The sequence below is a fragment of the Carnimonas nigrificans ATCC BAA-78 genome (genome assembly GCF_000526695.1).
Taxonomy (GTDB): domain Bacteria; phylum Pseudomonadota; class Gammaproteobacteria; order Pseudomonadales; family Halomonadaceae; genus Carnimonas; species Carnimonas nigrificans.
The window spans coordinates 225,411-250,736 of the sequence record NZ_JAGO01000012.1 but is presented as its reverse complement, the minus strand read 5'-3'; the positions used below and the strand labels follow the sequence as shown (position 1 = coordinate 250,736).

22 protein-coding genes and 1 riboswitch are annotated in these 25,326 nt (G+C 57.7%); of the genes, 12 read left to right on the top strand and 10 right to left on the bottom strand.

What is annotated here, in order from left to right:
* The first annotated feature begins 80 nt into the window (after positions 1-80).
* Positions 81-277: riboswitch (cobalamin riboswitch) on the top strand.
* 121 nt (positions 278-398) lie between these two features.
* From L881_RS0107115 to L881_RS13000, 4 genes are read left to right on the top strand one after another with little or no spacing between them, the layout of a single operon-like run.
* Complete coding sequence (locus L881_RS0107115) at positions 399-2,186, top strand: AAA family ATPase (RefSeq protein ID WP_025733011.1); 1,788 nt, start codon at positions 399-401, stop codon at positions 2,184-2,186.
* On the top strand, positions 2,173-2,784 hold the full coding sequence (gene cobO / locus L881_RS0107110) for a cob(I)yrinic acid a,c-diamide adenosyltransferase (RefSeq protein ID WP_025733010.1): 612 nt from the start codon (positions 2,173-2,175) through the stop codon (positions 2,782-2,784). Before L881_RS0107115 ends, cobO begins: the two co-directional genes overlap by 14 nt.
* Positions 2,784-4,100: a cobyrinic acid a,c-diamide synthase CobB gene (locus L881_RS0107105; RefSeq protein ID WP_034578784.1), complete on the top strand. Its 1,317-nt coding sequence runs from the start codon at positions 2,784-2,786 to the stop codon at positions 4,098-4,100. The genes cobO and L881_RS0107105 overlap by 1 nt, the downstream gene beginning before the upstream one ends.
* The gene (locus L881_RS13000) at positions 4,097-4,492 is read left to right on the top strand and encodes a cobalamin biosynthesis protein (RefSeq protein ID WP_025733008.1); all 396 of its coding nucleotides are present in this window, start codon (positions 4,097-4,099) and stop codon (positions 4,490-4,492) included. The genes L881_RS0107105 and L881_RS13000 overlap by 4 nt, the downstream gene beginning before the upstream one ends.
* A 94-nt stretch (positions 4,493-4,586) precedes the next feature.
* Here L881_RS13000 and L881_RS0107095 read toward each other — a convergent pair whose 3' ends face one another.
* Positions 4,587-5,924: an MFS transporter gene (locus tag L881_RS0107095; RefSeq protein WP_245587943.1), complete on the bottom strand. Its 1,338-nt coding sequence runs from the start codon at positions 5,922-5,924 to the stop codon at positions 4,587-4,589.
* Positions 5,925-6,108: 184 nt separating this feature from the next.
* Here L881_RS0107095 and cobW point away from each other — a divergent pair, with 184 nt between their 5' ends.
* From cobW to L881_RS0107075, 4 genes are all read left to right on the top strand, one after another.
* On the top strand, positions 6,109-7,185 hold the full coding sequence (gene cobW / locus L881_RS0107090; protein ID WP_025733006.1) for a cobalamin biosynthesis protein CobW: 1,077 nt from the start codon (positions 6,109-6,111) through the stop codon (positions 7,183-7,185).
* Between the two features lie 19 nt (positions 7,186-7,204).
* On the top strand, positions 7,205-11,065 hold the full coding sequence (cobN, locus tag L881_RS0107085) for a cobaltochelatase subunit CobN (protein WP_025733005.1): 3,861 nt from the start codon (positions 7,205-7,207) through the stop codon (positions 11,063-11,065).
* A gap of 88 nt (positions 11,066-11,153) precedes the next feature.
* Positions 11,154-11,570, top strand: a complete 417-nt coding sequence (locus L881_RS13420; protein ID WP_025733004.1) for a universal stress protein — start codon at positions 11,154-11,156, stop codon at positions 11,568-11,570.
* Positions 11,571-11,610: 40 nt separating this feature from the next.
* Complete coding sequence (locus L881_RS0107075) at positions 11,611-13,134, top strand: cobyric acid synthase (protein WP_025733003.1); 1,524 nt, start codon at positions 11,611-11,613, stop codon at positions 13,132-13,134.
* Between the two features lie 194 nt (positions 13,135-13,328).
* Here L881_RS0107075 and L881_RS0107070 read toward each other — a convergent pair whose 3' ends face one another.
* Positions 13,329-13,973 (bottom strand): hypothetical protein, encoded by a 645-nt coding sequence (locus tag L881_RS0107070; protein WP_156926515.1) that lies wholly within the window; start codon positions 13,971-13,973, stop codon positions 13,329-13,331.
* Between the two features lie 279 nt (positions 13,974-14,252).
* Here L881_RS0107070 and L881_RS0107065 point away from each other — a divergent pair, with 279 nt between their 5' ends.
* The 3 genes from L881_RS0107065 to ppnN all read left to right on the top strand — a co-directional run bounded on the left by L881_RS0107065 (position 14,253) and on the right by ppnN (position 16,808).
* Positions 14,253-14,756: a hypothetical protein gene (locus L881_RS0107065; protein ID WP_025733001.1), complete on the top strand. Its 504-nt coding sequence runs from the start codon at positions 14,253-14,255 to the stop codon at positions 14,754-14,756.
* Between the two features lie 283 nt (positions 14,757-15,039).
* Entirely contained in the window at positions 15,040-15,321 is a 282-nt protein-coding gene (locus L881_RS0107060) for a hypothetical protein (protein ID WP_025732999.1), read from the top strand.
* A gap of 77 nt (positions 15,322-15,398) precedes the next feature.
* A complete protein-coding gene (gene ppnN, locus L881_RS0107055) occupies positions 15,399-16,808 on the top strand; it encodes a nucleotide 5'-monophosphate nucleosidase PpnN (RefSeq protein ID WP_025732998.1) in 1,410 nt (469 codons plus the stop codon).
* A gap of 89 nt (positions 16,809-16,897) precedes the next feature.
* Here the strand turns inward: ppnN and L881_RS0107050 are convergent, their stop codons facing one another.
* Positions 16,898-17,347, bottom strand: a complete 450-nt coding sequence (locus L881_RS0107050; protein ID WP_025732997.1) for a flavodoxin domain-containing protein — start codon at positions 17,345-17,347, stop codon at positions 16,898-16,900.
* A 250-nt stretch (positions 17,348-17,597) separates the two neighbouring features.
* On the opposite strand from L881_RS0107050, the gene tatA reads away from it, so the two are divergent.
* Positions 17,598-17,795 carry a twin-arginine translocase TatA/TatE family subunit gene (tatA, locus tag L881_RS0107045; RefSeq protein ID WP_025732996.1) on the top strand — a complete coding sequence of 66 codons (198 nt, stop codon included), beginning with the start codon at positions 17,598-17,600 and terminating at the stop codon, positions 17,793-17,795.
* A gap of 113 nt (positions 17,796-17,908) precedes the next feature.
* Here tatA and ihfA read toward each other — a convergent pair whose 3' ends face one another.
* From ihfA to thrS, 7 genes are all read right to left on the bottom strand, one after another.
* Positions 17,909-18,202 (bottom strand): integration host factor subunit alpha, encoded by a 294-nt coding sequence (ihfA, locus tag L881_RS0107040; RefSeq protein ID WP_025732995.1) that lies wholly within the window; start codon positions 18,200-18,202, stop codon positions 17,909-17,911.
* Between the two features lie 96 nt (positions 18,203-18,298).
* Complete coding sequence (pheT, locus tag L881_RS0107035) at positions 18,299-20,695, bottom strand: phenylalanine--tRNA ligase subunit beta (protein WP_025732994.1); 2,397 nt, start codon at positions 20,693-20,695, stop codon at positions 18,299-18,301.
* A gap of 131 nt (positions 20,696-20,826) precedes the next feature.
* On the bottom strand, positions 20,827-21,828 hold the full coding sequence (pheS, locus tag L881_RS0107030; RefSeq protein ID WP_025732993.1) for a phenylalanine--tRNA ligase subunit alpha: 1,002 nt from the start codon (positions 21,826-21,828) through the stop codon (positions 20,827-20,829).
* Positions 21,829-22,043: 215 nt separating this feature from the next.
* On the bottom strand, positions 22,044-22,397 hold the full coding sequence (rplT, locus tag L881_RS0107025) for a 50S ribosomal protein L20 (RefSeq protein WP_025732992.1): 354 nt from the start codon (positions 22,395-22,397) through the stop codon (positions 22,044-22,046).
* A 64-nt stretch (positions 22,398-22,461) separates the two neighbouring features.
* On the bottom strand, positions 22,462-22,656 hold the full coding sequence (rpmI, locus tag L881_RS0107020; RefSeq protein WP_025732991.1) for a 50S ribosomal protein L35: 195 nt from the start codon (positions 22,654-22,656) through the stop codon (positions 22,462-22,464).
* 114 nt (positions 22,657-22,770) lie between these two features.
* Positions 22,771-23,271 carry a translation initiation factor IF-3 gene (gene infC / locus L881_RS0107015; protein ID WP_211238903.1) on the bottom strand — a complete coding sequence of 167 codons (501 nt, stop codon included), beginning with the start codon at positions 23,269-23,271 and terminating at the stop codon, positions 22,771-22,773.
* A gap of 102 nt (positions 23,272-23,373) precedes the next feature.
* The gene (gene thrS / locus L881_RS12990) at positions 23,374-25,263 is read right to left on the bottom strand and encodes a threonine--tRNA ligase (protein WP_034578783.1); all 1,890 of its coding nucleotides are present in this window, start codon (positions 25,261-25,263) and stop codon (positions 23,374-23,376) included.
* Positions 25,264-25,326: the final 63 nt, after the last annotated feature.

Here is a 25,326-nt window from a genome sequence, read left to right as displayed (position 1 = left end):
CGCGGCTGCATATTCAGCAGGAAACCGATTGAACCCGCTGGCGCGCTATTGATTGACGCCAGTCACAGGCGACACATAGGATAGCAGCACTGCTGCAAGGTGCCCTGCTTCACTTTTGATGTAGGGATAATCGGGAAAGCGATGCAAATTCGCTGCTGTCCCCGCAACGGTAATCGAGTGCGGCTACACGGCCACTGTCCAATGGGCGGGAAGGCGTAGCGGCGGGCCTTATGGCTACCTCGACAGCCCGGAGACCGGCCTTGCCAACCTACTTGATTAGCCTGCGTACGGGGAGATACGCAGCGCTCAGCTTCGCTACAGTACCTGGCCGCCGGGTATCGCAGCGGTGAGCGCGTTCCCCTGTACGCCGGCGCTTCGACTGCACAAGCGATGCGCGAATGAGTGATACCACGCCCTCCTCTCTCCAGCCACAGCCTCCGTTTCCCTTCGTTGCGGTGATTGGACAATCCGAATTGAAGCGCGCCCTGCAGCTGGCTCTGGTGGAGCCAAGGCTAGGTGGCGTGCTGGTAGAGGGGCCGCGTGGCGTTGCGAAGTCAACGCTTGCCCGTGGGCTAAGCGACTTCCTTCCTGCCAACGGGCACTTTGTCGAACTCCCCCTTGGCGCTACCAGCGATCGCCTCACCGGTTCCCTCGATATTGAACGTGCGCTCAAGCAGCACGATGTCGGCTTTCAGGCGGGCCTCTTTGCCAGGGCGGATCAAGGCGTTCTCTATATTGATGAAGTCAATTTGCTGGATGACGCCCTCGTCGATCTACTTCTTGATGTGGCCGCCTCAGGGGTCAATCGCGTCGAGCGCGACGGGCTGAGTCATGCGCATTCCGCCCGTTTTTTGCTGATCGGCACCATGAATCCCGAGGAAGGTGATTTACGTCCACAGCTCGCCGACCGTTTCGGCCTCAGCGTTCGGCTCTCCGAACAGCTTGAACCTCGCGAACGGGTGGCCGCAGTACGCGCCCGCAGCGCTTTCGATAGCGACCCTGCCCGCTTTATAGCGCGCTATCAGCATCAAACCGCCGCACTCCAGCAGCAGCTAAATGCTGCACGCCACCGGCTACCCAGCGTGACGATCGCGGAAGCGCTTGAAATCGACATCGCCGAGCGCTGTCTGACCGCCGGTGTTGAAGGTATTCGCGCCGATCTCGCCTGGCACCGTGCAGCGTTGGCGCACGCGGCACTGGAGGGGCGTGAGCATGTGATTCAGCAGGATATCGAGGCGGTTGCACCGTTAGTGTTGGGGCATCGCGTGTCCGCAGCCGTGCCTCCAACGACCCCGCCATCAGCGCAGGGAGGCAACCAGAATAGCGGCAATGCCGGTTCTTCCTCCGGTAGCAGCCAACCTCATTCCCCTTCGTCATCGCGCAGTTCACTGCTCAGTGATGCCGAAGCCGCCGCGCCTCGGCCTCCGCTACAACCACAATCACAGTCGGAAGGCTGCCATCATACGGCGGAGGTTGGACAGCATCTGCGCCCTTATGCGCCATGGCCTGAACAACGCAACCCTCAGCGTCAGCCCTATTGCCGCCAGCGTAACGGTCACACCCTTCATGCCCACTCAAGCGATCGTCACGGCGCGATTGATTGGGCCAGTACTCTGTGCCATCGCGACAATCGTGGGCAACCTGCTTTGCGTCATCTGGTGCGCCGCCCCCATCAACAGCGTACCGACCACCAGCGGTTGATCATCCTCGATCTCTCCGCCTCTACCCTGCGCGGCCAGAGTGCCGATGCCGCTGCCGGTGAAGTTGTTAGACTCGCGACCCAGGCCCGCCACCAGCGCCATCGCTTTGCACTACTGGGCTTTGGTCAGCACGGTATTGGCTGGATTCATAACGGCCGCCGCGCGCCGGTGCGGCTTGAGACACGGCTGGCGATGCAGCAGGTGGGGGGCGCCACCCCCTTGCTGGATGCGTTGCACAAAGGTCGCCAGCTACTGAGCAAACGGCGGCATCAAGCGCCTGAAACCCGACTGACCAGCTGGCTGTTCACCGATGGTCGTGTGACCGAGTTACCGGAAGCACAACCCTGGCCCGGCGAGCTACGTGTCATCGACAGCGAAGCAGGTCGTGTTCGCCTGGGCCGCGCCAGCACCATTGCCGAGCGGCTTGGCGGCCACTACTCCCTTCTTGCCTACCACACGGAATCTCCCTCTCATGAGCAGTTCTGATCGCCATACTCAACAGCGCCATCAACAGCGAATGGCAGCCAAGAAGCGCGTGGTCGATGAGCGCATTGCCAACGCGCAAACCGAGCGCGGCGTGCTGATTCTCTTGAAAGGCAACGGAAAGGGTAAAAGCAGCTCGGCCTTTGGCACCATGGCTCGTGCCCTTGGGCATGGTCAACGCGCCGGGGTAGTGCAATTCATCAAGGGGCGTCGTGAAACCGGCGAATACCTGTTTTTTGCCGATCATCCGCGGGTTGACTTCCACGTTATGGGGCACGGCTTCAGTTGGGAATCCCAGGACCTTGAACGTGATCGCGCAGCCGCCCAGACGGCCTGGCAGCAGGCTTCCCAGCTACTGGAAGATGAGCGTTACCATATCGTGATTCTCGATGAACTCTCCTACATGCTGAAATATGGTCATCTCGACCCCCAGCAGGTGGCCCGTACCCTGGCGGCACGTCCTCGCCATCAGAACGTGATGATTACCGGTCGCACGATGGATACTGCCCTCACCGCCATTGCCGACACCATTAGCCGTGTTGACGATGAACAGCACGCCTTCCGGCTCGGTGTCAAAGCGCAAGCGGGAATCGAATACTGATGTCTGAATCCCCCGCCTGCCCAGCGCTCTTTATCTCCGCCCCCGCTTCCGGACAAGGTAAAACCACGATTACTGCGGCGTTGGCGCGCCTGCACCAGCGCCACGGCAGAAAGGTGCGCATCTTCAAGACCGGCCCCGATTATCTCGACCCCTTGGTGCTGCAACACGCCTCGGGCGCTACCGCCGAGCCGCTGGATTTGTGGATGACCGGTGAAACGGGCTGTCGGGAAGCGTTAGCGCTGGCGGCACAGCAAGCGGACGTGATTCTGATTGAGGGAGCCATGGGCCTTTACGATGGCACCCCCAGCAGCGCTGATCTGGCTATCAGGTTTGGCATCGACGTGGTGGCCGTCTTCAACGCACGCGGTATGGCACAGAGTATTGCCGCCCTCGCCTATGGGTTGGCCAGCTACAATCCCCACCTGCACCTGAGCGGAATTGTCGCCAATCAGATCGGCAGCGCACGTCATCACAGTCTGATTGAAGCCGCGCTGCCCGACCATCTGCCCTTGCTGGCTTCCATTGTACGAGACCCGGCCAAGGCACTCCCTAGCCGGCATTTGGGGCTGATTCCCCCCGATCAGCATCATGATCTGGATATCATCATCGAACGTGTCGCCGATGAGCTGGAAGAGACTCCCCTGGCGCAGCTTCCGCGTCGGGTCAGCTTTCCGATGCCGGAAAGCCACACCGCTCTGCCGCAGCATCTGGCGGGCGTTACCCTCGGCATTGCGCGTGACGAAGCCTTCAGCTTTATCTATCCCGCCAATCTGCGCGTACTCGAAGGCATGGGCGCTCAATTGCGCTTCTTCTCACCGCTGCACGACGAGCAGCTTCCATCGATTGATGCCCTGTGGCTGCCTGGGGGCTATCCCGAGCTTTACGCGGCAAAACTCGCCAGGAACGCAGCGATGCTGGCGGCACTAAACCACTGCCATCAGGCGGGGATGCCGATTCTGGCTGAATGTGGCGGGCTTTTGTATGTGCTTGAGGAGTTGACGGATATCGAGGGGCAGCGTCACATCATGGCAGGCTTGATGCGTGGAACGGCAGCCATGCGCGAGCGCTCGGGCTGTCAGGGCATGCAGAGTGCGCCTCTTCCTGAAGGTCTGTTACGCGGCCATGCCCACCATCGCTCGGTAGCCAGCAACACGCCTGAGCCCATCGCCCACGGCATTCGGCCCAGTCATCCTGCGCCGGGCGAGGCGATCTTTCGCCAGGGGCGACTAACCGCCAGCTATATTCACCTTTTCTTTCCGTCCAACCCTGAAGCCACGGCGGCACTATTTGCACCACGCGAGGTGCCAGCGCCATGAGCCAACCGCAGCTAGCGCTCGGCATCGGCTTCCGGCAGCGGTGTGAAGCGAGCGAATTGATGGCATTGATCGAGAATACTCTGGCGCGTACTCAGCTTTCTCATGCCCCTATCGTTAGAGTCGCGAGCCATCACACCAAACAGGGCCACCCCCTGTTGGCAGCAGCGGCTGCCCATTTAAACTGTGAATGCGTCACCTTCGCGAGCGAACATTTGGCAGCTCAGCGCGGCATTAACAGCCCTTCCCGTACTGTCATCCGGCAGCTTGCCACCCCCAGTGTTGCGGAGGCCGCAGCGCTCGCCGCGCTCCGGGCATTAGGCTTCGCCAATCCCTATCTGGTCGTAAGCAAGCAGCGCTCCGCCAATGCCACGATTGCGCTGGCACAGGTCTAGAACGATGCCGCTACGCTCCCCTGCGCTCACGCTACCGACGTTGCCGCTCCCCTTGGCAACGGTTCTCGCCTTCCATGGGAGCCGCCGAGTCACGCTAGCTCGTATAGGTATGCAGCGGCGTCAATCGGTGCAGGCGGAACCATGCAATTGCCAATGCAGCGACCAACAGCAGCACGATAAAGCCCACCACGCCCGGCCAGCCGGCCATGTGCCAGAACATTCCACCGCTGGTACCGGCCACCGACGAGCCAAGATAGTAGAAGAACAGATAGAGCGATGCCGCCTGCCCGCGCGCCACGCTGGCACGTCGTCCTACCCAGCTGGAAGCCGTGGAGTGAGCGGCAAAGAAACCAAAGGTCAGCAAGGCAATGCCAGCGACTATCAGCACAATGGCATTGAACAGCGTCAGCAGCGCACCGGCGACCAGCAGCAGCACGAAGCCCCAGAAAACGTTGCGATGACCATGTTTATCCGCCATCGCTCCGCCCCACGCCGAACTGTATATGCCGCACAGGTAAACCACCGAAATCAGCCCTACCAGCGCCTGGCTATAGAAGTACGGCGCATCGAGCAGACGATAGCCAATGTAGTTGAACATGGTGACAAAGGCGCCCATCAGCAGGAAGCCTTCCAAAAACAGCCACGGCAGGCCGGGGTCCTTGAAATGCAGCCTGGTGCCGCTCAGCAGCCCTCTCAGGCTGAAGGGGCGCGCTTCAAAATTGCGCGACGCCGGCAGCCAGCGCAGGAAGGCAAGAGCCGCCAGCAGCGCCATCCCACCCAAAATCAGCATGACCACGCGCCACGGCAGAAAATCGACCAGCACACCGCTGATGACGCGGCCACTCATGCCGCCGATCGCATTGCCAGAAATATAGATACCCATCGACACCCCCAATGCACGGGGCGACAGCTCTTCACTGAGATAGGTCATGGCAACAGCGGCCAGCCCCGACAGCGACAGACCGACCAGCGCCCGCGACAGCAAGATCAACGGCCAGCTGGGCATCAGGGCGGTCAGCAAAGTGAAGATGGCGGCACTGACCAACGCCAGCGACATGATGTTCTTGCGCCCCAGCGCATCGGAGAGCGAGCCGGTTATCAGCAGACCCAGCGCCAGAGTAGCCGTCGCAACCGACAGCACCAGACTCGACTGCGCGGCATTGATGGCAAAGGCCGACGACAGGATCGGCATCAGCGGCTGCACGCAATAGAGCAGCGCGAAGGTAGCGAACCCCGCCGAGAACAGCGCCAGCATGGTAAAGCGGTACTCGCGAGAGCCTTTCTCGATGTAGCGCGGGCCTCGTCCTGTCAGCGCCGCAACTTCATCTTCGATCACGCGCTCAGTGCGTGCTTCAGCGCTCGCATCACTGTTTTGCTGCGGTATCGACCTGTCCTGAGAGGAAGATCTGGAGTCTGGCGGACGTTGGTTCACTGCATATCTCACAATGGGTGGAGAGAAGGATTACCAGCACGGCTGGACGGTATAGGGAGAGTTCAGGTTACGCCTGCACATTCATGCAAGGCAATTGCCGACCATCTCCCTACTGTTGATTCAGCTTATTCATCTCACAGCGGAGGTGTCTATCACACCTCCTGCCAATACGTTTGGAGTTAACATGACCGCATCAACCTCACTTTCCCGCATCCCCGCCACGGTTGTTACCGGCTTTCTGGGCAGCGGCAAGACCACCCTGCTCTCGAACCTTCTTCGTCAACCCCCCGATAAACGCATCGCCGTGATCGTCAATGAATTCGGTGAGCTGGATGTGGATGCCGAGCTACTACGCTGCTGCCAAAACGATCAGTGCGATGCCACCGACACCGAGCACGGCAGTATCTACGAGCTGGCGAACGGCTGCATCTGCTGTACCGTTGAAGAGGAGTTCCTGCCCGTTATGCTGGAATTGGTGCAGCGGCGTGACAGCATCGACCACATTCTGATCGAAACCTCTGGACTGGCGCTGCCGAAGCCACTGGTGCAGGCATTCAACTGGCCGGAAATCAAACGCTTTTGTACCGTCGATTCGGTGATTACGGTGGTGGACGGTGCCGCTTTTGCGGCGGGCAAGGTGGCTGACAGCGAAGATAGGATTGCCGCACAGCGCGCCGCTGACACTTCACTCGATCACGATCCCTCGCTTGAGGAGCTGCTCGACGATCAATTGGGGGCCGCCGATCTGGTGGTGATTACCAAAAGCGACCTGCTCGATGAGCACCAGCGCCAACAGGTCGAAGCCCAGCTCAAAGAGCGGCTGGCAGAGAGCGTCAAGGTCATGTTCATCTCGCAGGGCGAGTGCGACCCTGCCGCACTGACAGGGCTAGGGCTGGAGAGCGAAGCGCGTATTGAAGCCATCCACTCTCATCACGACGACCACCATGCGGAAGGACGCGATCACCACCATGCCCACGATGACTTCGACAATCTGGTCGTTCATCTGGCGAAGGTCGATGCCGAGGCACTCACTCAACAATTAGCGCAGCTTATTCGCGATCAACAGATTTACCGCATCAAGGGCTTTGTTGATAGCGGCAAACCGATGCGCCAGGTGATTCACGCCGTCGGCGCACGCATTGATCACTACTTTGACCGGCGCTGGCAAGAGCAGGAAACACCCGCCACTCGGCTGGTCATCATCGGTCGTGCCCTCGACCGCGAACTGATCGAAGGCGCATTGAAACGCGCTGAACGTTAACGGCAAGGATTAGCGCGCTATGCACCTTTTCGCGGCTCAACCCGGCGGCTTCAGCGACAATGAAGGCATTATTGATCTGGATCAGCGCCCTGCCCGCATCGTCGTGCTCTCCGCCGCCGATAGCGTGCTGAGTCTATTGGCCCACTGTGCCGATGGCCTGCCCGATAATTACCCTGCGTTGCGGCTGGTCAATTGGCTCAACCTGACCAAGCCAGCCGCCTTCGATCTCTATGCCCACAAGGTACTCGACAGCACCAGTGACGAAGCCCCGAATGGCGCCGAAATAGTGGTGCTCTCACTGCTGGGCGGGGCAAGCTACTGGCGCTATGGCCTTGAGCAACTCAGGCAGTGGGCACGCGGTAGCGGCCATCAATTGGTGGTGGTTCCCGGTGAAGATTATGCCGATCCTGAGCTGCTCACCGCAGGCACCGTCAGCGAACAGCAGGCGACGTTACTCTGGCGGTTATTGCGGGAAGGCGGCGAGCACAACGCCAACGCGCTGTTTGACTGGTTGCAGCGCGCGGCCGATGGCGAGCCAGCGGCGCTCCCGTGCCAGCCTTATGTGTTGCCACGCAGCCTGCTCTATCATCCCCGCTACGGAGAGCTGACGCTGAAGGCTTACCAACGCGAGTGGCAACAGCACGGCCGCGCCCACTTCCCTTGTGTCATCCTGACGCTCTACCGTAGCCATTTGCAGGCGGCAGATACCGCGATGTTCGAGCAACTGATCGAGCGCATCGAAGAACAGTCGCTCAACGTATTACCCCTCGCGGTCGCCTCGCTCAAGGAAGCGGGCTGCCTCAAGCGTCTCAATCAGGTGCTGGAAGAGAGCGACGCGGCTCTCGTGCTTAACACTACGGGGTTCGCGATCAGCTCGGGAGTGAATGACAACGATGCCGGACTGCCCGAGCAGCCACACCCACCTTTGTCGCGCCCAGTACCGGTGCTACAGCTGATACTTGCCAGTACCACCCGCGAACAGTGGCTGGCGCAACCGCGTGGATTGATGGCACGCGATATCGCCATGCAGGTCAGCCTGCCTGAAATTGATGGCCGCATTATTACCCGTGCGGTGGCTTTCAAGCAGCAGGCGCAGCACCACACGCGCAGCCAGATGGATAGCGTGCGTTTCAGTCTTGATCGCGAACGCGCCGATTTCGTAGCGCGACTGGCCAACGCCTGGGTGCGGCTGGCGCATACCCGCAATGCCGATAAACGCATCGCGCTGGTACTCGCCAACTACCCCGCCAGCGATTCACGCATTGGCAATGGGGTTGGGCTGGATACCCCCCGTTCTACGCTGAATATTCTTGAGTGGCTGAAAGAAGATGGCTACTTCCTCAGTGATGCAGCGCAGTGTCGAGTGCCTGCTTCCAGCGACCAGCTCATGGCGGCACTGCGCGGCACGCTCAATCCCGCGTATGCCCATCTCAATGAATGGTTAGACATTGCTGAGTATCAAGCGGTCTTCGCCACCCTGCCAGCCGCCAATCAGCAGGCAGTTATCGAGCGCTGGGGACATCCGCAGCAAGATCCTCACTTTGACCGCCAGCGCAACAGCTTTCGCATCAGTGCGCTGCGCTTTGGCAATATTGTGGTGGGGGTTCAGCCCGCACGCGGCTTTGAGATCGACCAGCAAGCGCTCTATCACGACCCTGATCTGGTGCCCCCCCACGGCTATCTGGCGTTTTATCTATGGCTGCGTCACCACATCGGCATAGATGCGGTGGTTGATATCGGTAAACATGGCAATCTTGAATGGCTGCCCGGCAAGGGCAGCGCGCTGTCGTGCGAATGCTGGCCCGATGCGCTGCTTGGTCCGCTTCCGCATCTCTACCCATTTATCGTCAACGACCCCGGTGAAGGTGCACAGGCCAAGCGCCGCTCACAGGCGGTCATCATTGACCACCTGATGCCGCCCATGGCGCGTGCCGAGTTATATGGCGACCTGGCCGCGCTGGAGGAGCTGGCCGATGAGTACTATCAGGCGCTGGGGGTCGATCCTCGCCGCGAAACGCGCTTGCGTAGCCTGATCGCCGCCAGACTGCGCGAAACCGATCTTATTCATGAACTGGACGCCGCTGACAACGCTGATGAGCAGACCCTGCTGGATTGTCTCGATGCGTGGCTATGCGACATCAAGGAGGCCTCGATCAGGGACGGCCTGCACGTCCTGGGGGAATGCCCTTCCTGCTCAGAGCTGAATGAAACGCTGGTCTCGCTGTTGCGCCTGCCGCGTGGCCCCAAGGCGCAGCAGGCCGGTATTCTGCACGCTCTGGCCCGTGATCTTGGGCTACCTGATGACTATGACCCTCTCGCCCTTAACAAAGGCGAGTGGCAGGGACCGAAACCCTCTGCCCTCGCTGCCATGAGCGATGCCCCCTGGGCCACCCATGGCGATACCCGAGAGCGCCTTGAGCTGCTGGCACTGCGCCTGATGGAAGGATTGGCGGAAGGGGTACTGGCCACCCAACCAGAGATCACTCCTGAATACCCCGCTACCGCCGCTGTATTGGAAAGCGCCCGCCAGTGGCTGCTGCCTGCCCTTCGCCAGAGTGCCCGACAAGAGCGCAGCGCGCTGTTGGCAGCGCTATGCGGTCGCTACGTGGCCGCCGGCTCCAGTGGTGCACCGACACGCGGCCGCTGGGATGTCCTGCCCACCGGACGCAATTTCTACGCCGTGGATAGCCGTGCGATTCCATCGAAAACCGCTTGGGCACTGGGGCAGCAGGCCGCTGAAGAGCTGCTCGAACGCTACCTGCAAGAGCACGGTGATTACCCTCGCACCCTCGGGCTGTCGGTGTGGGGAACCGCCACTATGCGTACCGGCGGCGATGATATTGCCCAGGCCATGGCTCTGATGGGCATTACGCCGGTATGGGCGGAAGGCAGTTCGCGCCTGGTGGATTACCGTATTATCCCCGCCTTCCAACTGGGCCGTCCGCGGGTGGATGTTACCCTGCGCGTCTCGGGGCTGTTTCGCGACGCCTTCCCCAATGTTATCGCCCTGCTCGACGCCGCTGTACGCCAGCTTGCCGACTATCAGGAGCCGGGCGACGGCAACCCGATTCGGGAGACAGTTCAGGCCGAAGCCGCCGAGTGGCAACAGCACGGTCTTACCGAGCAGCAAGCGCTGCGCCGCGCCAGCTACCGAATCTTTGGCGCTCGTCCAGGCGCCTATGGCTCCGGCGTTCAGGGCGTGCTGGACAACGGTGCCTGGCAATCCAAGCGCGACCTGGGGGCCGCTTACGTGCAATGGGGCGGCTACGCGTACGGACAGGATCTCGACGGCAGCCAGCAGGGGCAGGCAGAATTCGCCGCCTTCGAAGCACGTCTGGGGTCGCTGGCGGTAGTGCTGCACAATCAGGATACCCGCGAGCACGATATTCTCGACTCCGCTGATTACAGCCACTTCCAGGGCGGCATGGCGAGCGCCAGCGAAGCGCTCTCAGGGCACGCCCCAACCCTCTATTTCGGCGATCACTCAAACCCTGCCACTCCACGCATCAATACCCTCAAGGAAGAGTTCAACCGCGTGCTGCGCTCACGGCTGCTCAATCCCAAATGGCAGCAGGCCATGCGGCAACATGGCTACAAGGGCGCATTCGAAATGGCCGCCAGCATCGACAACCTGTTTGCCTTCGATGCCACGACCGGCATTGTCGATGACCATCAGTACCGTGATGTAAAGCGTTCGCTGCTTGATGATCCTGCCAATGCCGACTTCTTCGCCGCGCATAACCCGGGCGCTCAGCGCGATATTGCCGAGCGTTTGCTGGAAGCCAGTCAGCGCGGGCTATGGCAGGCCGACGACGCGCAGCGCCAGGAGCTGGCCGAACTGCTGTTGAGGCTGGATGCCAGCGCAGAGGGCGCTCACTAAAAAGCGCCGCTGTAGCCTCCCAACTCGCGCTGTGTCAGCGGCGCACTTGCTTTACACTACGGCCACACGTCACCGAAGGAAAAATGAGATGCCTTCTCGCCATATTCTGCTCGCCGTCGATCTTAATGCCCACTTCGCGGTTACGCTCGTTCGCTACGCACAAGCATTTGCTGCCGCCATGGGCGACTCTCTCGCGGTGCTCTATGTCAGTGATACCTCCAGCGACACCGCGGCGCCACATGACGCGGCCCGCCAGTGGTATTTGCAGCTTAATAATCAGCTGGAACAGCCGCTCGCTGAAGGCGATCTGAGCGTGCGCAGTGGCAGCATCGACACCACCATCGTGGATGAAATCGCCACCCGCAACATTGATCTACTGATGATCGGCGCTGAATCACGCACGTCACTGACCCGTCTTTTCAGGGGGACAGGGACCAGCAAGATTACCCGCTCAGCCCCCTGCGATGTACTGGTTGTAAGCAGGCAGCGACTGGGCATGGCATGATGCGTATGCTCCTTCATTTCAGCATCACCATGCGTGCAGCATGAATACACCCTCGTTCACCGCCAATACCACGCTAATGGTGCAAGGCACAACCTCCGATGCTGGCAAAAGCGCTCTGGTAACGGCACTGTGCCGTTTGCTGGCGCGCCGCAATTATCGTGTTGCCCCTTTTAAACCCCAAAACATGGCGCTGAACAGCGCTGTTGCCGAGGATGGCGGCGAAATTGGCCGTGCCCAGGCGGTGCAGGCGCAGGCAGCACGGGTGCCGGTGCTCACCGCCTTCAATCCTATACTGTTAAAACCCAACTCGGATCTCGGCGCTCAGGTGATCGTGCGGGGGCGCGCCATCGGGCACTTTGCTGCCAGCGACTATCACGCACTCAAACCCTCGCTGCTGAAGGAGGTGGTTGCGCAGCACCGTGTCCTTGCGCAGCAATTTGACTACGTAGTGGTCGAAGGGGCCGGTAGTCCTGCCGAGATCAACCTGCGGGCCAATGATATTGCCAACATGGGCTTTGCCGAAGCGGTCGATTGCCCGGTGATACTGATCGCCGATATTGATCGCGGTGGCGTATTTGCGCATCTGGTGGGTACGTTGGCACTGCTCTCCGCCAGCGAGCAGCAGCGCTTGCAGGGCTTTGTCATCAACCGTTTTCGCGGCGATCCTGCTCTATTGGAGCCAGGCATCGAATGGCTTGAGCAGCACACCGGCAAACCAGTGCTGGCCGTTGTGCCCTATCTGGATGATTTTCATCTCGAAGCCGAAGATGGCCTCTCGCGCGGCAAGGATACTGACGCCGGCCCCTTCAAGATCGTCGTCGCCTGTCCACCGCGTATCAGCAATCATACCGATGTTGATCCGCTTCGCCTTCACCCCGAGGTATCACTGCACTTTGCCCGTGAAGGCAGCGAGGCTGCCAATGCCGATCTGATCATCTTGCCCGGCAGTAAAAATACCCGTGCCGACCTTGAATGGCTAAAAGCGCGAGGCTGGGAGCAGGCACTGCACCGCCATCTGCGCTACGGCGGCAAGGTCATGGGGATTTGCGGTGGATTCCAAATGCTCGGCAACCTGGTTGACGATAGCGACGGCATCGAAAGCGACGCAGGGAGTAGCAACGGTTTCGCGCTTCTTCCCATAACGACTCAACTGGCCCCCGAAAAACAGCTTCGCAGAGTAAGCGGGAAATGTGTTCTGGGAGACAGCGAGGCTGCGCTGGAAGGCTATGAAATTCATCTCGGCTGTGGATCAGCCCCCTGCGCCAACGGCAACGCCCCCTTCGTGCTAAGCGATGGGCGCAGAGAGGGGCTTGTCAGCGACGATAATCAAGTACTGGGCACCTATTTGCACGGCGTATTCGACCATCCTCAAGCGCTGGCGGCACTCTTGAGCTGGGCTGGCCTTGAAGCACCCGCGCCCTTTGACTATCAGGCAGTGCGTGAACAGCAGATCGAACGCTTGGCGGATGCGGTGGGAGCTTCGCTACGCGAGAGCTGCATGGATGTGCCCGTGCTGGCAGATATCAAAGGCTCAGCATCTGCCGAGCAGTTTTTGCAGCAATAGTTTTGAAGCTTTACAGAGTGGGAAGCATCACAGCATCAGTCACGATTCAGCCCTTTCATCAGGCTATTTTTGACCCGGCTTCTGTAGCACTTCTGTAGCGGTAGAGTGACCATCATCCAACGCCTACCACACAGGCTTCCTGCCAAAAAAATAGGGAGCCGAAAGGCTCCCCACTGTTGCTATCCCGCCAGTGCTTACTCTACCTGCTGGGCAGAAGCGTTCTGTTGCGATGCGGCAGAACTCATGTCACGGCTATTCTGCACGTTCTGGTTCTGTGACTGACCCGAGAGACAGTTCTGGAGGTTGTCGGTCAGCTTGTTGAGCGCGGTATAGACCGCCTTCGGCACTGCGCTATCCCATGCACCAATGGGCGAGTAGTCGTGAACATCGTGGCTACGGGACGACGCAACACCCAACTGATCATAATAGTAGTAGTTGCTGGAACCGATGGTTTGCAGCTCAAGGCGATAGGCAAGGGTTTTTCCACTCTCGCCGGTATCGGCCAGATCGACCCAGCCACTGACATGCTCAGTCATGGGTTCGGTAGAGCGAGGCGATGCGTCGTTGTCAGCAGCAGCCTGCTTTTCGGGGCCGGAAGCGGCACTCTGGGTAGTGGAGCTGCGCTCGATATTGGACGAAAGGCAGCTCTGCACCTGACCCGGCTCGTTAGAGGTAAGTGCACGGCGGGCAGCAATAGAACCGATAAAGACACCGTTGTCGGTACTTACAACGTTAACGCCGGGAGCAGTTTCTACTTCACGGGAAATAACATTGTGAGATGCGCATCCGGAAAGTGATGCCAGACACACTAGTCCACCTGCAAGAACTCTTGTTTTCATCAGATACATCCAATTCAGATTGTCTCATCTATTAAACCATGCCATTACCATAAGACAAAACAGCACAAAGGGTTAGCATTGCTCGTACTAGTGCGCATCAAAAATATGGTGAGCTGAGCGCGCTTGGGCTTTCCCCTGCTTTCAAGCCACTCTTTATCGCCTGTCAGGCCCCAAAACGGCAACGATCTCACCAGTGAACGCTGTATGGTACTTTGCACATTGCGACGGTAGTGCGACAATCCGGCTTTCCTTTAACGCTTTGAATGCCCGAGGTACTGCATGACCGACGCGACACTGCTTGCCAATTTTCGCCATTGGCAACGATTCTCCCAGCAGGAAAGGCTCAACAGAGAGCACCGCGCCGCCATCGGCAGACTCGAACAGTCAGGAGCAATGGCAAACCGTCTCGCTGAAGCCTATCGCAACATGGCCGCTAAAGGTGCTGAAGAAGGCGCCTGTTACCGTACTCTATTCTCTCGCACCCAGGATGACGGAACGACACTCACCTGCGAAGGCTGGCTTTTTGTGCGTCGCGTAATTGCTGAAAAAGGCAGCACTCGTGTGCGCGGCTCAATGCTGGAGGTCTTTGACTTGCAGAGTGGCCGTATCGAACCACAGGAAGCTACTGCCAGCGCCGTTACCCTGGAGCTATTCGACCAGATCTCCACTGGGCGCGGTGTGCTTATGAGCTGTCGGGTGGACCGCCATGACAAGCGTGGCGACACTCACTTCATTACCTTCCTTGATGCGGTCGAAAACTACAAAGGGATGATGAAGGAATAACCATTGTCTCGCTCCGCCTTGCTGCCAGAGCAAGGCGGTTGTTAGGTGGTAACGGGGGTTTTATTTCGTGAAGTTTACAGGAATGGGTATGGCAGTAAGTTGAGTTAGGGCGCCTGATAAGATAACGGTATAAAAACGTGCATAGTATTGATATTCATAAGAATCAGCCTCCTCAAACGACGCGCGCCACTTTTCAATGCTAAGCTGTATGCCTCTTGTTCAGCGCTTCTCAGGCGCTGCAATACCAATACCCTTGTTTGCGTGATCCAATCAGGAGCATTCCATGGCAGATCCCTTCGTTGAGCGAGGCGAGCAGATCAAACAGGCGCTTCTCTCTATGGAGCGCTCTGCTCAAGAGCAGGATCTATTCTCACTGGGCTATATGATCCCTCAAATTGAGCTGGTGCTGGAAATGGCGGACTACGATATCGAACATGTAACCGCCGAAGATTTTGACGACACCTACTGGGAGTGGTTGCAGCACGTATTCCTTCAGGATGGCATGTCCGAGCAGGATTGCGAATTAACTACTCGCTTATGGCAAGAGGCGCGTCAGGCTGCCTGATAGGTTCGTCGTGACGCTGAAATAACGAATGCTGCGATGATTTACCGTACCGCTATGTACAAGGAAAGGAAGAGTGAATGACTAGCACGTTTGCCACTACCCGCCCCGCCCCCACCGCAACGCTTTCTGCCGTGGTTTCACCGGAAGGCTCCCTTGAAGTACTGGCGCAGAATGAAGTGCAGTTCCTGCGCGACACCTCAAGTCACGGTATCCATAAGGTATTACGTCAGTGTGCACTGGCAATTCTGAACGCAGGTGTCGCCACCGACGATGCGCGCAGCATGCTGGAGCGCTACCCCGATTTTGATATCGAAATTCTCCAGGAGGATCGTGGTGTTCGCCTCAAGCTAACTGCCGCGCCGGCGCATGCCTTTGTGGATGGTGGAATGATCCGCGGTATTCGCGAGCAGCTTTCCTCTGTGCTGCGAGACCTGGTATTTGCCAAGGCGCAAAACATTGATAGCGTTTCTCATCTGACCGGTCAAAAGCTGAGTGAAAGTGAAGCGGCCACCAATATCGTATTTGGACTGCTGCGCAATGCGCGCCTTTTCACCCCATCGAAAATACCTAACCTGGTGGTGTGCTGGGGCGGCCATTCGATTTCGCGGGAAGAGTACGACTACAGCAAGGCGGTGGGCTACCAGCTTGGGCTCAGAAGGATGGACATCTGCACCGGCTGCGGCCCAGGTGCAATGAAAGGCCCGATGAAAGGTGCCAATATAGCCCATGCCAAACAGCGTTACGCACCAGCCCGTTATCTCGGCATTTCCGAGCCAGGTATCATCGCTGCCGAGTCTCCCAACCCGATCGTCAATCAGCTCACGATCATGCCCGACATCGAGAAACGTCTTGAGGCGTTTGTGCGCGTGGGTCACGGCATTATCGTGTTCCCCGGAGGGGTCGGCACCGCAGAGGAAATACTCTACCTGCTGGGTATTCTGCTGCACGCCAACAACCGCGACATCCCCTATCCGGTCATTTTCACCGGCCCCGCCTCAAGCGCTGACTATTTTCATCAGATTGATGAATTTATTGGTGCCACTCTCGGCAGCGAGGCACAGGCGCGTTATCGCATTATCATTGATGATCCTCAGGAAGTCGCCACATCGATGATTGCGGGTATCAAGGAAGTCACCGAATTCCGGCGAGTGCATCAGGATGCGTTCTACTTTAACTGGCGCCTGGCAATTCCCCACGACTTCCAGCAGCCCTTCACGCCAACGCACGCTGCGATGGCGGATCTTGATCTGCACAGCGACGCTGACAAGGCCGAGCTAGCCGCCAATTTACGGCGTGCCTTCTCGGGGATTGTTGCCGGCAACGTGAAGGATCAGGGGATTGCTGAAATCGAACGCCATGGGCCTTTCAAGCTCAATGCGGAGCCGGAGCTGATGCGCCGACTCGATACACTGCTTAAGTCGTTTGTCGAGCAGCAGCGCATGAAGCTGCCCGGCAGTGATTACGTGCCCTGCTACACCCTCGGCTAATCACAGCCTAGACGGTATCGCCCGCGCACGCTGGTACTAAACGTTGCGCGGGCGTTTACGTTAATGGCAGCGGGATTCATTGCTTGGCGTTACAGCAGCTTGATCCACTCGTCTGCCCAATCGAGCGCTTCCTGATAAGGTTGCAGCACTTCGGTCGCATCTATTTCCAGACGTTCGCCAATGCGCTGGGCACCGTATTCCGTCAACAGCTCATCGAGGCGACGCCCCGCACCACAATAGGTGGGGTAGCTTGAATCTCCGAGCGCAATCAGCCCATATTTCAACCCAGCGATGGGGGCGCCGGTAGCATCCAGCGCATGGGCAAAATCGGCAAAGTTGGGCGGGAAGTCACCGCTGCCGGTGGTGCTGATACAGAACACGGCAATATCAGGCAACTTCTCATCAGTAAGATCCGATAGTTTAGGCTCATCGAATATATTCACATCATACCCTTCCTCTTCAAGGCAGGGCATCAACTCTTCGGCAACTTCCAGCGAGCCACCAAATACCGTGGCGACAAAAATCCTGGCGGATGGCATCTTTAATCTCTATTGGGAACGCGAATTTGGCGAAATCCTAACACAGAAAACGCTGCCCGCTCAGGCAACTAAGACGTATTTCCATGCCGATTAATAGAGGCACCATTGCTCCTGCCGCAACGATGCAGGTCGCTGATCGACCATTAATCGCGCACCGATATCATACTTAACGAGGGATTAACGGCCAGAAAATGGTAGAATAGCCGCAATAGGCAAGTATCTTGAATCAACTATAGAGTGGAGAGCCAATATGCTTTCAGGTCTTTCAGCCGGTCATATCCTGATAACGCTGGCCGTTATTTTACTGGTATTCGGCACCGGAAAACTCCGCAATGCCGGTAGCGATATTGGCGCGGCCCTCAAGCAATTCAAACGCTCGGTAAACGAGGATGAGAGCACCAGCACTACCGCTCAACGTACCGATCAGGAAAACGATCAACCGCGCTGAGTCGTGATGGTATGAGAGAAAAGTCCAAACAAAAGGAACGCGCAGTGCAGCCATGCACCGCGCGTTCCTGGTATTGAGCGAGGTTACTATCAGTAAAGGCTGAAAAAACGCGCTTACTGATTAAACTCCTCGACCTGGCTTTTGAGCTTTTGCCCTGGCCTGAACGTTACTACACGCCGGGCAGAGATCGGGATATCTTCGCCTGTTTTAGGGTTACGGCCGGGGCGCTCGTTCTTGTCGCGCAGGTCAAAATTACCGAAGCCAGAAAGCTTCACCTGCTCATTTTCCCGCAAGCAGCCACGAATTTCATCGAAAAAGGTCTCTACCAACTGCTTGGCATCCCGCTTCGATAAATCCAAGGCAGTGTTCAAATGCTCAGCCAATTCCGCTTTGGTTAGCGCGCTCATTGCCCCTATCCTCGTCGACTGCTTGTCAGTATAAAAATACCCTTGGCAACAGAGGGCGGTGTGAATCTACACGCGCCCTCTCTTCCGTGCCCTGTGCTATCCTCGCAGTGTAGCGCCGAAACGCTGTGCTGCGCCATCAACGGCATCAGCCACCCACTGCTCAATCTCGCTATCGTTGAGGGTGCGCGAAGGGTGCTGCCAGGTCAAGCCCAGCGCCACGCTTTTGTGCCCTTCCGCTACGCCTTTGCCCTGATAGACATCGAAAAGATGCACATCGGTGAGCCATTCGCCTGCGCTATTGCGCACCTGCTCAAGCAGCTCCGCGACCGGCTGCTGCTCGTCGACCACCAGTGCCAGATCACGACGCACCTCTGGGTAGCGCGACAGGTGCTTGAAATGCGGAAGCTGGCCCTGGCACAGCGGTGCTACATCAAGCTCGAAGACAAACGTATCAACCTTGATCCCAAGCTGACTGCGCAGCGCAGGATGCAAGGCGCCCAGCCAACCAGCCAACTGCTCTTCACCGCCACTCACGCGCACGATACGGGCACTTTGACCGGGATGCAGCGCAGGGTGCTCAGCGGGTTCGAAACGCCATTCGGCGTCGGCATGCCCTAACGCCAGCAGCGCTTCAACATCACCCTTCAGATCAAAGAAATCAACACCGTCACGGTTGGCGTTCCAGCCTTCCGGAAGCCGGCTGCCGCACACAAGCCCACCGATACGCTCAATCTGTTCAACGTGCTCAGCGCGATCCCCTTCAAAGGTCAGGCCCAACTCAAAGAGGCGCACGCGCGTCTGCTGACGATTGAGGTTATGCAGCTGGGCCTTGATTAAGCCTGGCCACAAACCGGCACGCATCACCGACATCTCGACCGACAGCGGGTTGGAGAGCTGCGGCGCTTGCTTATGAGGCAGTACCTGCTGCTGTAATTCAGGCGCGACAAAACTATAGGTGATCGCCTCCTGATAACCGCGGCTCACCAACTCCTGCTGCAAGGCAGCAGCACCCAGCTGTGCCTCCTGAGTGGCGCAAGGTGCAACGCTAATACGTGGCTCACGCGATGGCAGTTCGGTATAACCATAGACCCGCGCGATCTCTTCAACCAGATCGGCAGGCTGGCTAACGTCAAAACGCCAGCTTGGTATCTGCACCTTCCAGCGCTCTGCGCCCTCTTCACTCAGCGAAAAGCCTAGCCGGGTCAATACATCGGGGATGTAATTTGTCGGGAGCTGTACCCCCAGCAAACGCTCGACTTCCGACGCCTTGAAATCAATCGAGGCAGCAGCAGGAAGCGTGTCATCGTTGACAACCTCCGACAGCGGCCCAGCGCTGCCGCCACCCAGCTCAATCAATAGCTGCGTGGCACGTTCGATGGCAGCGTGCTGAAGCTGATAATCGACACCGCGCTCAAAACGTTGCGAAGCGTCGGTATGCAAACCGTAACGGCGCGCAGTACCGGCAAGGGCCAGCGGCGTAAAGAAGGCGGCCTCAAGCAGCACATGGCGCGTATCGGCAGACACACCCGAATGCTCCCCGCCCATCACACCGGCAATGCCGAGCGGCCCCTTGGCATCCGCAATCAGCAGCGTGCCTTCTTTGAGCTGTTGCTCATTGCCATCGAGAGTGTGCAGTGTCTCGCCCTGCTGCGCTGCTCGCACTTCCAGAAAATCTTCCAGACGCTCAAGGTCATAACCGTGCAGCGGCTGGCCAAGTTCGAGCATGACATAGTTGGTAATATCCACCACTAAATCAATCGAGCGAACACCACTACAGCGTAACTGCTCTTGCATCCACCAGGGCGTTGGCCGGCTGACATCAACATTATCGACCACTCGCGTTAACAGCCGAGGGCACTGCTCGGGCAGCGCTACCTTGGTAGGGAAAACCCGCGTGGAAGTGACATCACAAGGCGTACACTGGGGAGCCGTTACCTCACGCTGAAGCACAGCCGCCAGATCCCGCGCGATACCGCGCATACTGAAGCAGTCGCCGCGATTCGGGGTGATGTCAATATCAATGATACTGCCATCCAGCTTCAGCCATTCACGCAGATCCACACCCAGGGGCGCGTCGGCAGGAAGTTCCATGATTCCTGGAGACGGCTCATCCTCTAGCCCCAGCTCGGAGGCTCCACACAGCATGCCTTTCGACTCAACACCGCGCAGCTTGGCTTTCTTGATCTTGAAATCGCCAGGCAGAACCGCACCAATGCGTGCTACCGCCACTTTCAAACCGGCGGCCGCGTTGGGCGCACCGCATACGATCTGCCATATATCAGTGCCATCGTTGACCTGACACACTCTGAGCTTGTCAGCGTCGGGATGCTGTTCGGCGGACTCAATGACGCCCACCACCACATTGTTGAATGCAGGAGCGATCGGCTCGACAGCATCGACCTCAAGGCCCGCCATGGTGAGTCGGTGGGCAATACCGGCGGCATCAAGCTCGGGGGCAACCCACTGACGCAGCCACTGTTCGGAAAACTTCATGTTGCCTCGCTTAAATGCGGCAAATTCATCTATCGGTGTATCGCGGCACCGGTGCCAGCCGGCAATCTTCATCCACCGCGATATTGACGTTTACGAGAGAACAAGGCCGGAAATACTCCAGCCGCACCATTTTAGAATTGGCGCAAGAATCTCAAATCGTTGTCGTAAAACATGCGCAAATCGTTGACGCCATAACGCAGCATGGCCAGGCGCTCAATGCCCATGCCAAACGCAAAGCCTGAATACTGCTCGCTATCCACATCAACAAAGCCAAACACTTTTGGATTGACCATGCCGCAGCCCAGCACCTCAAGCCAGTTACCGTACTGCTCTTCGCCCTGACGCTTGATGCGAATATCGACTTCCGCCGAAGGTTCGGTAAACGGGAAGTAGGAAGGACGGAAACGTACTTCGATATCATCGCCTTCGAAAAACGCTTGAAGGAAGGCGTACAGCGTCCCTTTCAGATCAGCGAAGGTAACATCGCGATCAACGAACAGACCTTCCATCTGGTGGAACATCGGGCTGTGCGTCATATCGGAGTCATTACGATAAACGCGCCCGGGGCAGACGATACGCAGCGGAGGCTGTTGGCTCTCCATGGTACGAATCTGCACTCCTGAGGTTTGCGTGCGCAGAACGTAGTTGGCATCGAAATAGAAGGTATCCTGCATCGCCCGCGCTGGGTGATGGGCGGGAATATTGAGCGCCTCGAAGTTATGATAATCGTCTTCGATTTCAGGCCCTTGCTCGACCACAAACCCAATATCGGTAAACAGTTTTTCGATGCGCTGACGGGTACGCGTTACCGGATGCAAGCCGCCCTGCGGCTGCCCACGGCCCGGCAAGGTAACATCAATACGCTCACTGGCGAGGCGTGCGTTCAGGGCACTCTCTTCTAGACCGCGCCGGCGCTCTTCAAGCAGCGCATTGACCTGATTCTTGGCCTGATTGATTGCTTCACCGGCAGCAGGACGCTGCTCTGGATCAAGCTTTCCCAGACCTTTCAGTTCCTGGGTCAACGCCCCTTTCTTGCCCAGAAAACGCACCCGCACTTCGTCGAGTGTCTGCGTTGATTCGGCAGCCGAGACCGCAGTGCGAGCCTCTTCGACCAGCGCGGATAAATGATCCATCGGTATCTCCGAAGTTGTTGCTACTAAATAACCAGTATAAATCGTTGGCCCGTTCGACCGACAGCCCGTGAAGAAAACGGTACAACCATAACGGCTGGGGTCGAGAGAAGCCGATATTAAACATAAAAACAGGGGGAAGAGCAGCCGCTCTTCCCCCTGAGTCGTGTTCACCAGCACGTCGCCAGCGTAAAAATCTCAGACTGGCGACCTAGGGATCACTGCGCGGCCTTGGCCTGCTCAACGATAGCGCCAAAGGCTTCTTTCTCGTGAACCGCCAGATCAGCCAGTACCTTACGGTCGATTTCGATACCCGCTTTTTTCAAGCCAGCAACGAAACGGCTGTAAGAGAGACCGTGCAGACGTGCCGCAGCATTGATACGCGCGATCCACAGAGCGCGGAACTGGCGTTTACGCTGGCGACGGTCGCGATACGCATACTGACCAGCCTTGATGACAGCCTGCTTGGCTACGCGGAAGACGCGCGAACGTGCTCCATAATAGCCTTTAGCCTGCTTAAGAACCTTCTTGTGACGACGGTGTGCAGTGACACCACGTTTTACACGTGCCATGGAATTCTCCTGACGTTACAGATAAATCGAAAAAACGAAACGAGTTCGTTGGGTAAACGTATGCTTAGAGGTTAGGCAGCATGCGACCGATCAACTTCTGATCGGCAGCGTGAAGCTGCTTCATGCCACGCAGATGACGCTTACGCTTGGTCGATTTGTGGGTCAGGATGTGGCTACGAAAAGACTGCTTGTGCTTGAAGCCATTAGCGGTCTTTTTAAAACGCTTGGCCGCACCACGGTTCGTTTTAATCTTGGGCATTGGATACTCCAATTGCAGCACCTGGCTGCTCGTTATTGAGAAAACCCGAGGCCGACTCCCGCACCGTGCTCTAAAGTGCGCACAATACGAGAGCCCGTTAAACTGCCGGTCGGATCACTTCTTCTTCGGGGCCAGCATCATGGTCATCTGACGGCCTTCCATACGCGGGCGAGATTCAACGGTGACCAGATCGCCGAGATCGCTTTCGATGCGCTGCATCAATTCGCGACCCAACTCCTGGTGCGCCATCTCACGCCCACGGAAGCGCAGAGTAACCTTGCCTTTATCCCCGCTTTCCAAAAAGCGGATCAGGTTACGGAGCTTGACCTGATAGTCGCCTTCATCAGTTCCGGGACGGAACTTGACTTCCTTGATTTGGACCTGTTTCTGTTTCTTCTTCTGAGCAGCCTTTTGCTTCTTCTGCTCGAAGACGAATTTCCCATAGTCCATGATCTTGCAAACGATCGGATCGCCACTGGAAATCTGAACCAGATCCAGCTCAGCCTCTTCTGCTGCAGAGAGTGCCTTGTTAAGGGCAACGACGCCTAGCTGCTCGCCATCCGGACTAATAAGACGCACTTCGTCGGCGAGAATTCGATCATTAATGGGTGGCAGTTTTTCCTGAGCGCGACCACGCTGATTATTACGCTTGATCTTTACATCTCCGTCATAGAATTTAAGAGGGTCAGGCTTATCAAACAGGCCTACGAACGCACGTTAGCCAACAAGACGTTTGGTAAGCTCTTCAAGAGAAAGCGTGCCAAGATCTTCGCCACTGCGCGTTCTTACCGCGACGCTGCGATTTTCCACCTCTTTATCGCCTACAACAAGCAGATAAGGGACTTTTTGCAGCGTGTGCTCGCGAATCTTAAAGCCGATTTTCTCATTTCTCAAGTCTGTATGGGCCCGAACCCCTGAATTTTCAAGGTGCTTAAGCACTTCTCGCGCATATTCGGCCTGCGCATCGGTGATATTCATCACCACCGCCTGGACCGGAGAGAGCCATTCAGGCAGCGCGCCAGCGTAGTGCTCAATCAAAATACCAATGAAACGTTCGAAGGTACCAATGATAGCACGATGCAGCATGATAGGTGTTTTACGACTGCCATCTTCTGCTACGTATTGCGCTCCCAGCCTTACCGGCATGACCGGATCGACCTGCATGGTGCCCATCTGCCACTCGCGGCCCAGCGCATCACGCATGTGATATTCGATCTTGGGACCATAGAAAGCCCCTTCTCCCGGCAGCTCCTCCCAGGCGATACCACAAGCCTTGAGTGCGCCTCGCAAGGCGTTCTCGGCATGATCCCAGGCTTCTTCGCTACCGATGCGTTTCTCGGGGCGCAGCGCAATCTTGACCGAAATATCGGAGAAGCCGAAATCGGCGTAAACCTTGAGCACCTGGGAGTGGAAATGCGTGACTTCCCCTTCAAGCTGCTCTTCCGTGCAGAAGATATGGCCATCATCCTGAGTGAAACCGCGTACACGCATAATGCCGTGCAGAGAACCGGATGGCTCATTGCGGTGGCAAGCGCCGAACTCACCGTAACGGATGGGCAGTTCGCGATAGCTTCGCAGCCCCGAATTGAACACCTGCACGTGGCATGGGCAGTTCATCGGCTTGACGGCATACTCGCGACTTTCAGATTCGGTGAAGAACATGTTGTCGGCATAATTGTCCCAATGCCCCGACCGCTTCCAAAGCGACGAATCAACAATCTGTGGCGTGCGAATTTCCTGGTAACCGCCTTCCTGGTAAACCTTGCGCATATAGCGCTCTACGGCCTGCCAGAGCTGCCAGCCTTTCGGGTGCCAGAACACCATGCCGGGCGCTTCTTCCTGCAAGTGGAAAAGGTCCAGTTTGCGCGCCAGCTTGCGGTGGTCGCGTTTCTCGGCCTCTTCAAGACGCTGAAGATAGGCTTTAAGCGCTTTCTTGTCGGGCCATGCCGTCCCATAGATACGGGTTAGCATCGGATTGTTGGAATCGCCACGCCAATAGGCGCCCGCCAGTTTCATCAACTTGAAGGCTTTGATCAGACGTGTATTGGGCACATGCGGCCCGCGACACATGTCAGTGTATTCCTGATGATGATAAAGACGGATAGTCTCGCCCTGCGGGATGCCTTCAACCAGCTCAACCTTGTAGGGCTCTTCGCGCTGCTGGAAGGTAGTTAGCGCCTGCTCACGGTCAACATAGACGCGCTCGACATCATAATCCTGATTGATAAGCTGCTGCATGCGATCTTCAATCGCCTGAAGCTCTTCCGAGGAGAGCGTATGGCCGAAATCAATATCGTAATAGAAGCCATCGGCAATAACCGGGCCAATCGCCATTTTTGCATCAGGGTAGAGCTGCTTGACCGCATGCCCCAGCAAGTGCGCGCAGGAGTGGCGAACGATATCAATGCCCTCCTGGTCCTTGGTGGTCACAATGCTAACGTCGGCATCGTGGTCAACAATATCGGCAGTATCCACCAGCTCACCGTCGATGCGCCCTGCTACCGCAGCCTTGGCCAGACCGGCGCCGATGGATTCAGCGATCTGCATAATGGTAACGGGAGTATCGAAGTGACGCTGACTACCGTCAGGGAGAGTAATGCTGGGCATGGAAAGAATCCTTGGCTTCAGTGGTGCGCTATACCAGGGCGCACTTGAGTGTGTCGTAATGCG

Bases quoted from the DNA above. Each gene is read 5' to 3' on its own strand.
- L881_RS0107115 (WP_025733011.1), top strand. From the start codon at position 399: ATGAGTGATACCACGCCCTCCTCTCTCCAGCCACAGCCTCCGTTTCCC.
- cobO (WP_025733010.1), top strand. From the start codon at position 2,173: ATGAGCAGTTCTGATCGCCATACTCAACAGCGCCATCAACAGCGAATG.
- L881_RS0107105 (WP_034578784.1), top strand. From the start codon at position 2,784: ATGTCTGAATCCCCCGCCTGCCCAGCGCTCTTTATCTCCGCCCCCGCT.
- L881_RS13000 (WP_025733008.1), top strand. From the start codon at position 4,097: ATGAGCCAACCGCAGCTAGCGCTCGGCATCGGCTTCCGGCAGCGGTGT.
- cobW (WP_025733006.1), top strand. From the start codon at position 6,109: ATGACCGCATCAACCTCACTTTCCCGCATCCCCGCCACGGTTGTTACC.
- cobN (WP_025733005.1), top strand. From the start codon at position 7,205: ATGCACCTTTTCGCGGCTCAACCCGGCGGCTTCAGCGACAATGAAGGC.
- L881_RS13420 (WP_025733004.1), top strand. From the start codon at position 11,154: ATGCCTTCTCGCCATATTCTGCTCGCCGTCGATCTTAATGCCCACTTC.
- L881_RS0107075 (WP_025733003.1), top strand. From the start codon at position 11,611: ATGAATACACCCTCGTTCACCGCCAATACCACGCTAATGGTGCAAGGC.
- L881_RS0107070 (WP_156926515.1), bottom strand. From the start codon at position 13,973: ATGAAAACAAGAGTTCTTGCAGGTGGACTAGTGTGTCTGGCATCACTT.
- L881_RS0107065 (WP_025733001.1), top strand. From the start codon at position 14,253: ATGACCGACGCGACACTGCTTGCCAATTTTCGCCATTGGCAACGATTC.
- L881_RS0107060 (WP_025732999.1), top strand. From the start codon at position 15,040: ATGGCAGATCCCTTCGTTGAGCGAGGCGAGCAGATCAAACAGGCGCTT.
- ppnN (WP_025732998.1), top strand. From the start codon at position 15,399: ATGACTAGCACGTTTGCCACTACCCGCCCCGCCCCCACCGCAACGCTT.
- L881_RS0107050 (WP_025732997.1), bottom strand. From the start codon at position 17,347: ATGCCATCCGCCAGGATTTTTGTCGCCACGGTATTTGGTGGCTCGCTG.
- tatA (WP_025732996.1), top strand. From the start codon at position 17,598: ATGCTTTCAGGTCTTTCAGCCGGTCATATCCTGATAACGCTGGCCGTT.
- ihfA (WP_025732995.1), bottom strand. From the start codon at position 18,202: ATGAGCGCGCTAACCAAAGCGGAATTGGCTGAGCATTTGAACACTGCC.
- pheT (WP_025732994.1), bottom strand. From the start codon at position 20,695: ATGAAGTTTTCCGAACAGTGGCTGCGTCAGTGGGTTGCCCCCGAGCTT.
- pheS (WP_025732993.1), bottom strand. From the start codon at position 21,828: ATGGATCATTTATCCGCGCTGGTCGAAGAGGCTCGCACTGCGGTCTCG.
- rplT (WP_025732992.1), bottom strand. From the start codon at position 22,397: ATGGCACGTGTAAAACGTGGTGTCACTGCACACCGTCGTCACAAGAAG.
- rpmI (WP_025732991.1), bottom strand. From the start codon at position 22,656: ATGCCCAAGATTAAAACGAACCGTGGTGCGGCCAAGCGTTTTAAAAAG.
- thrS (WP_034578783.1), bottom strand. From the start codon at position 25,263: ATGCCCAGCATTACTCTCCCTGACGGTAGTCAGCGTCACTTCGATACT.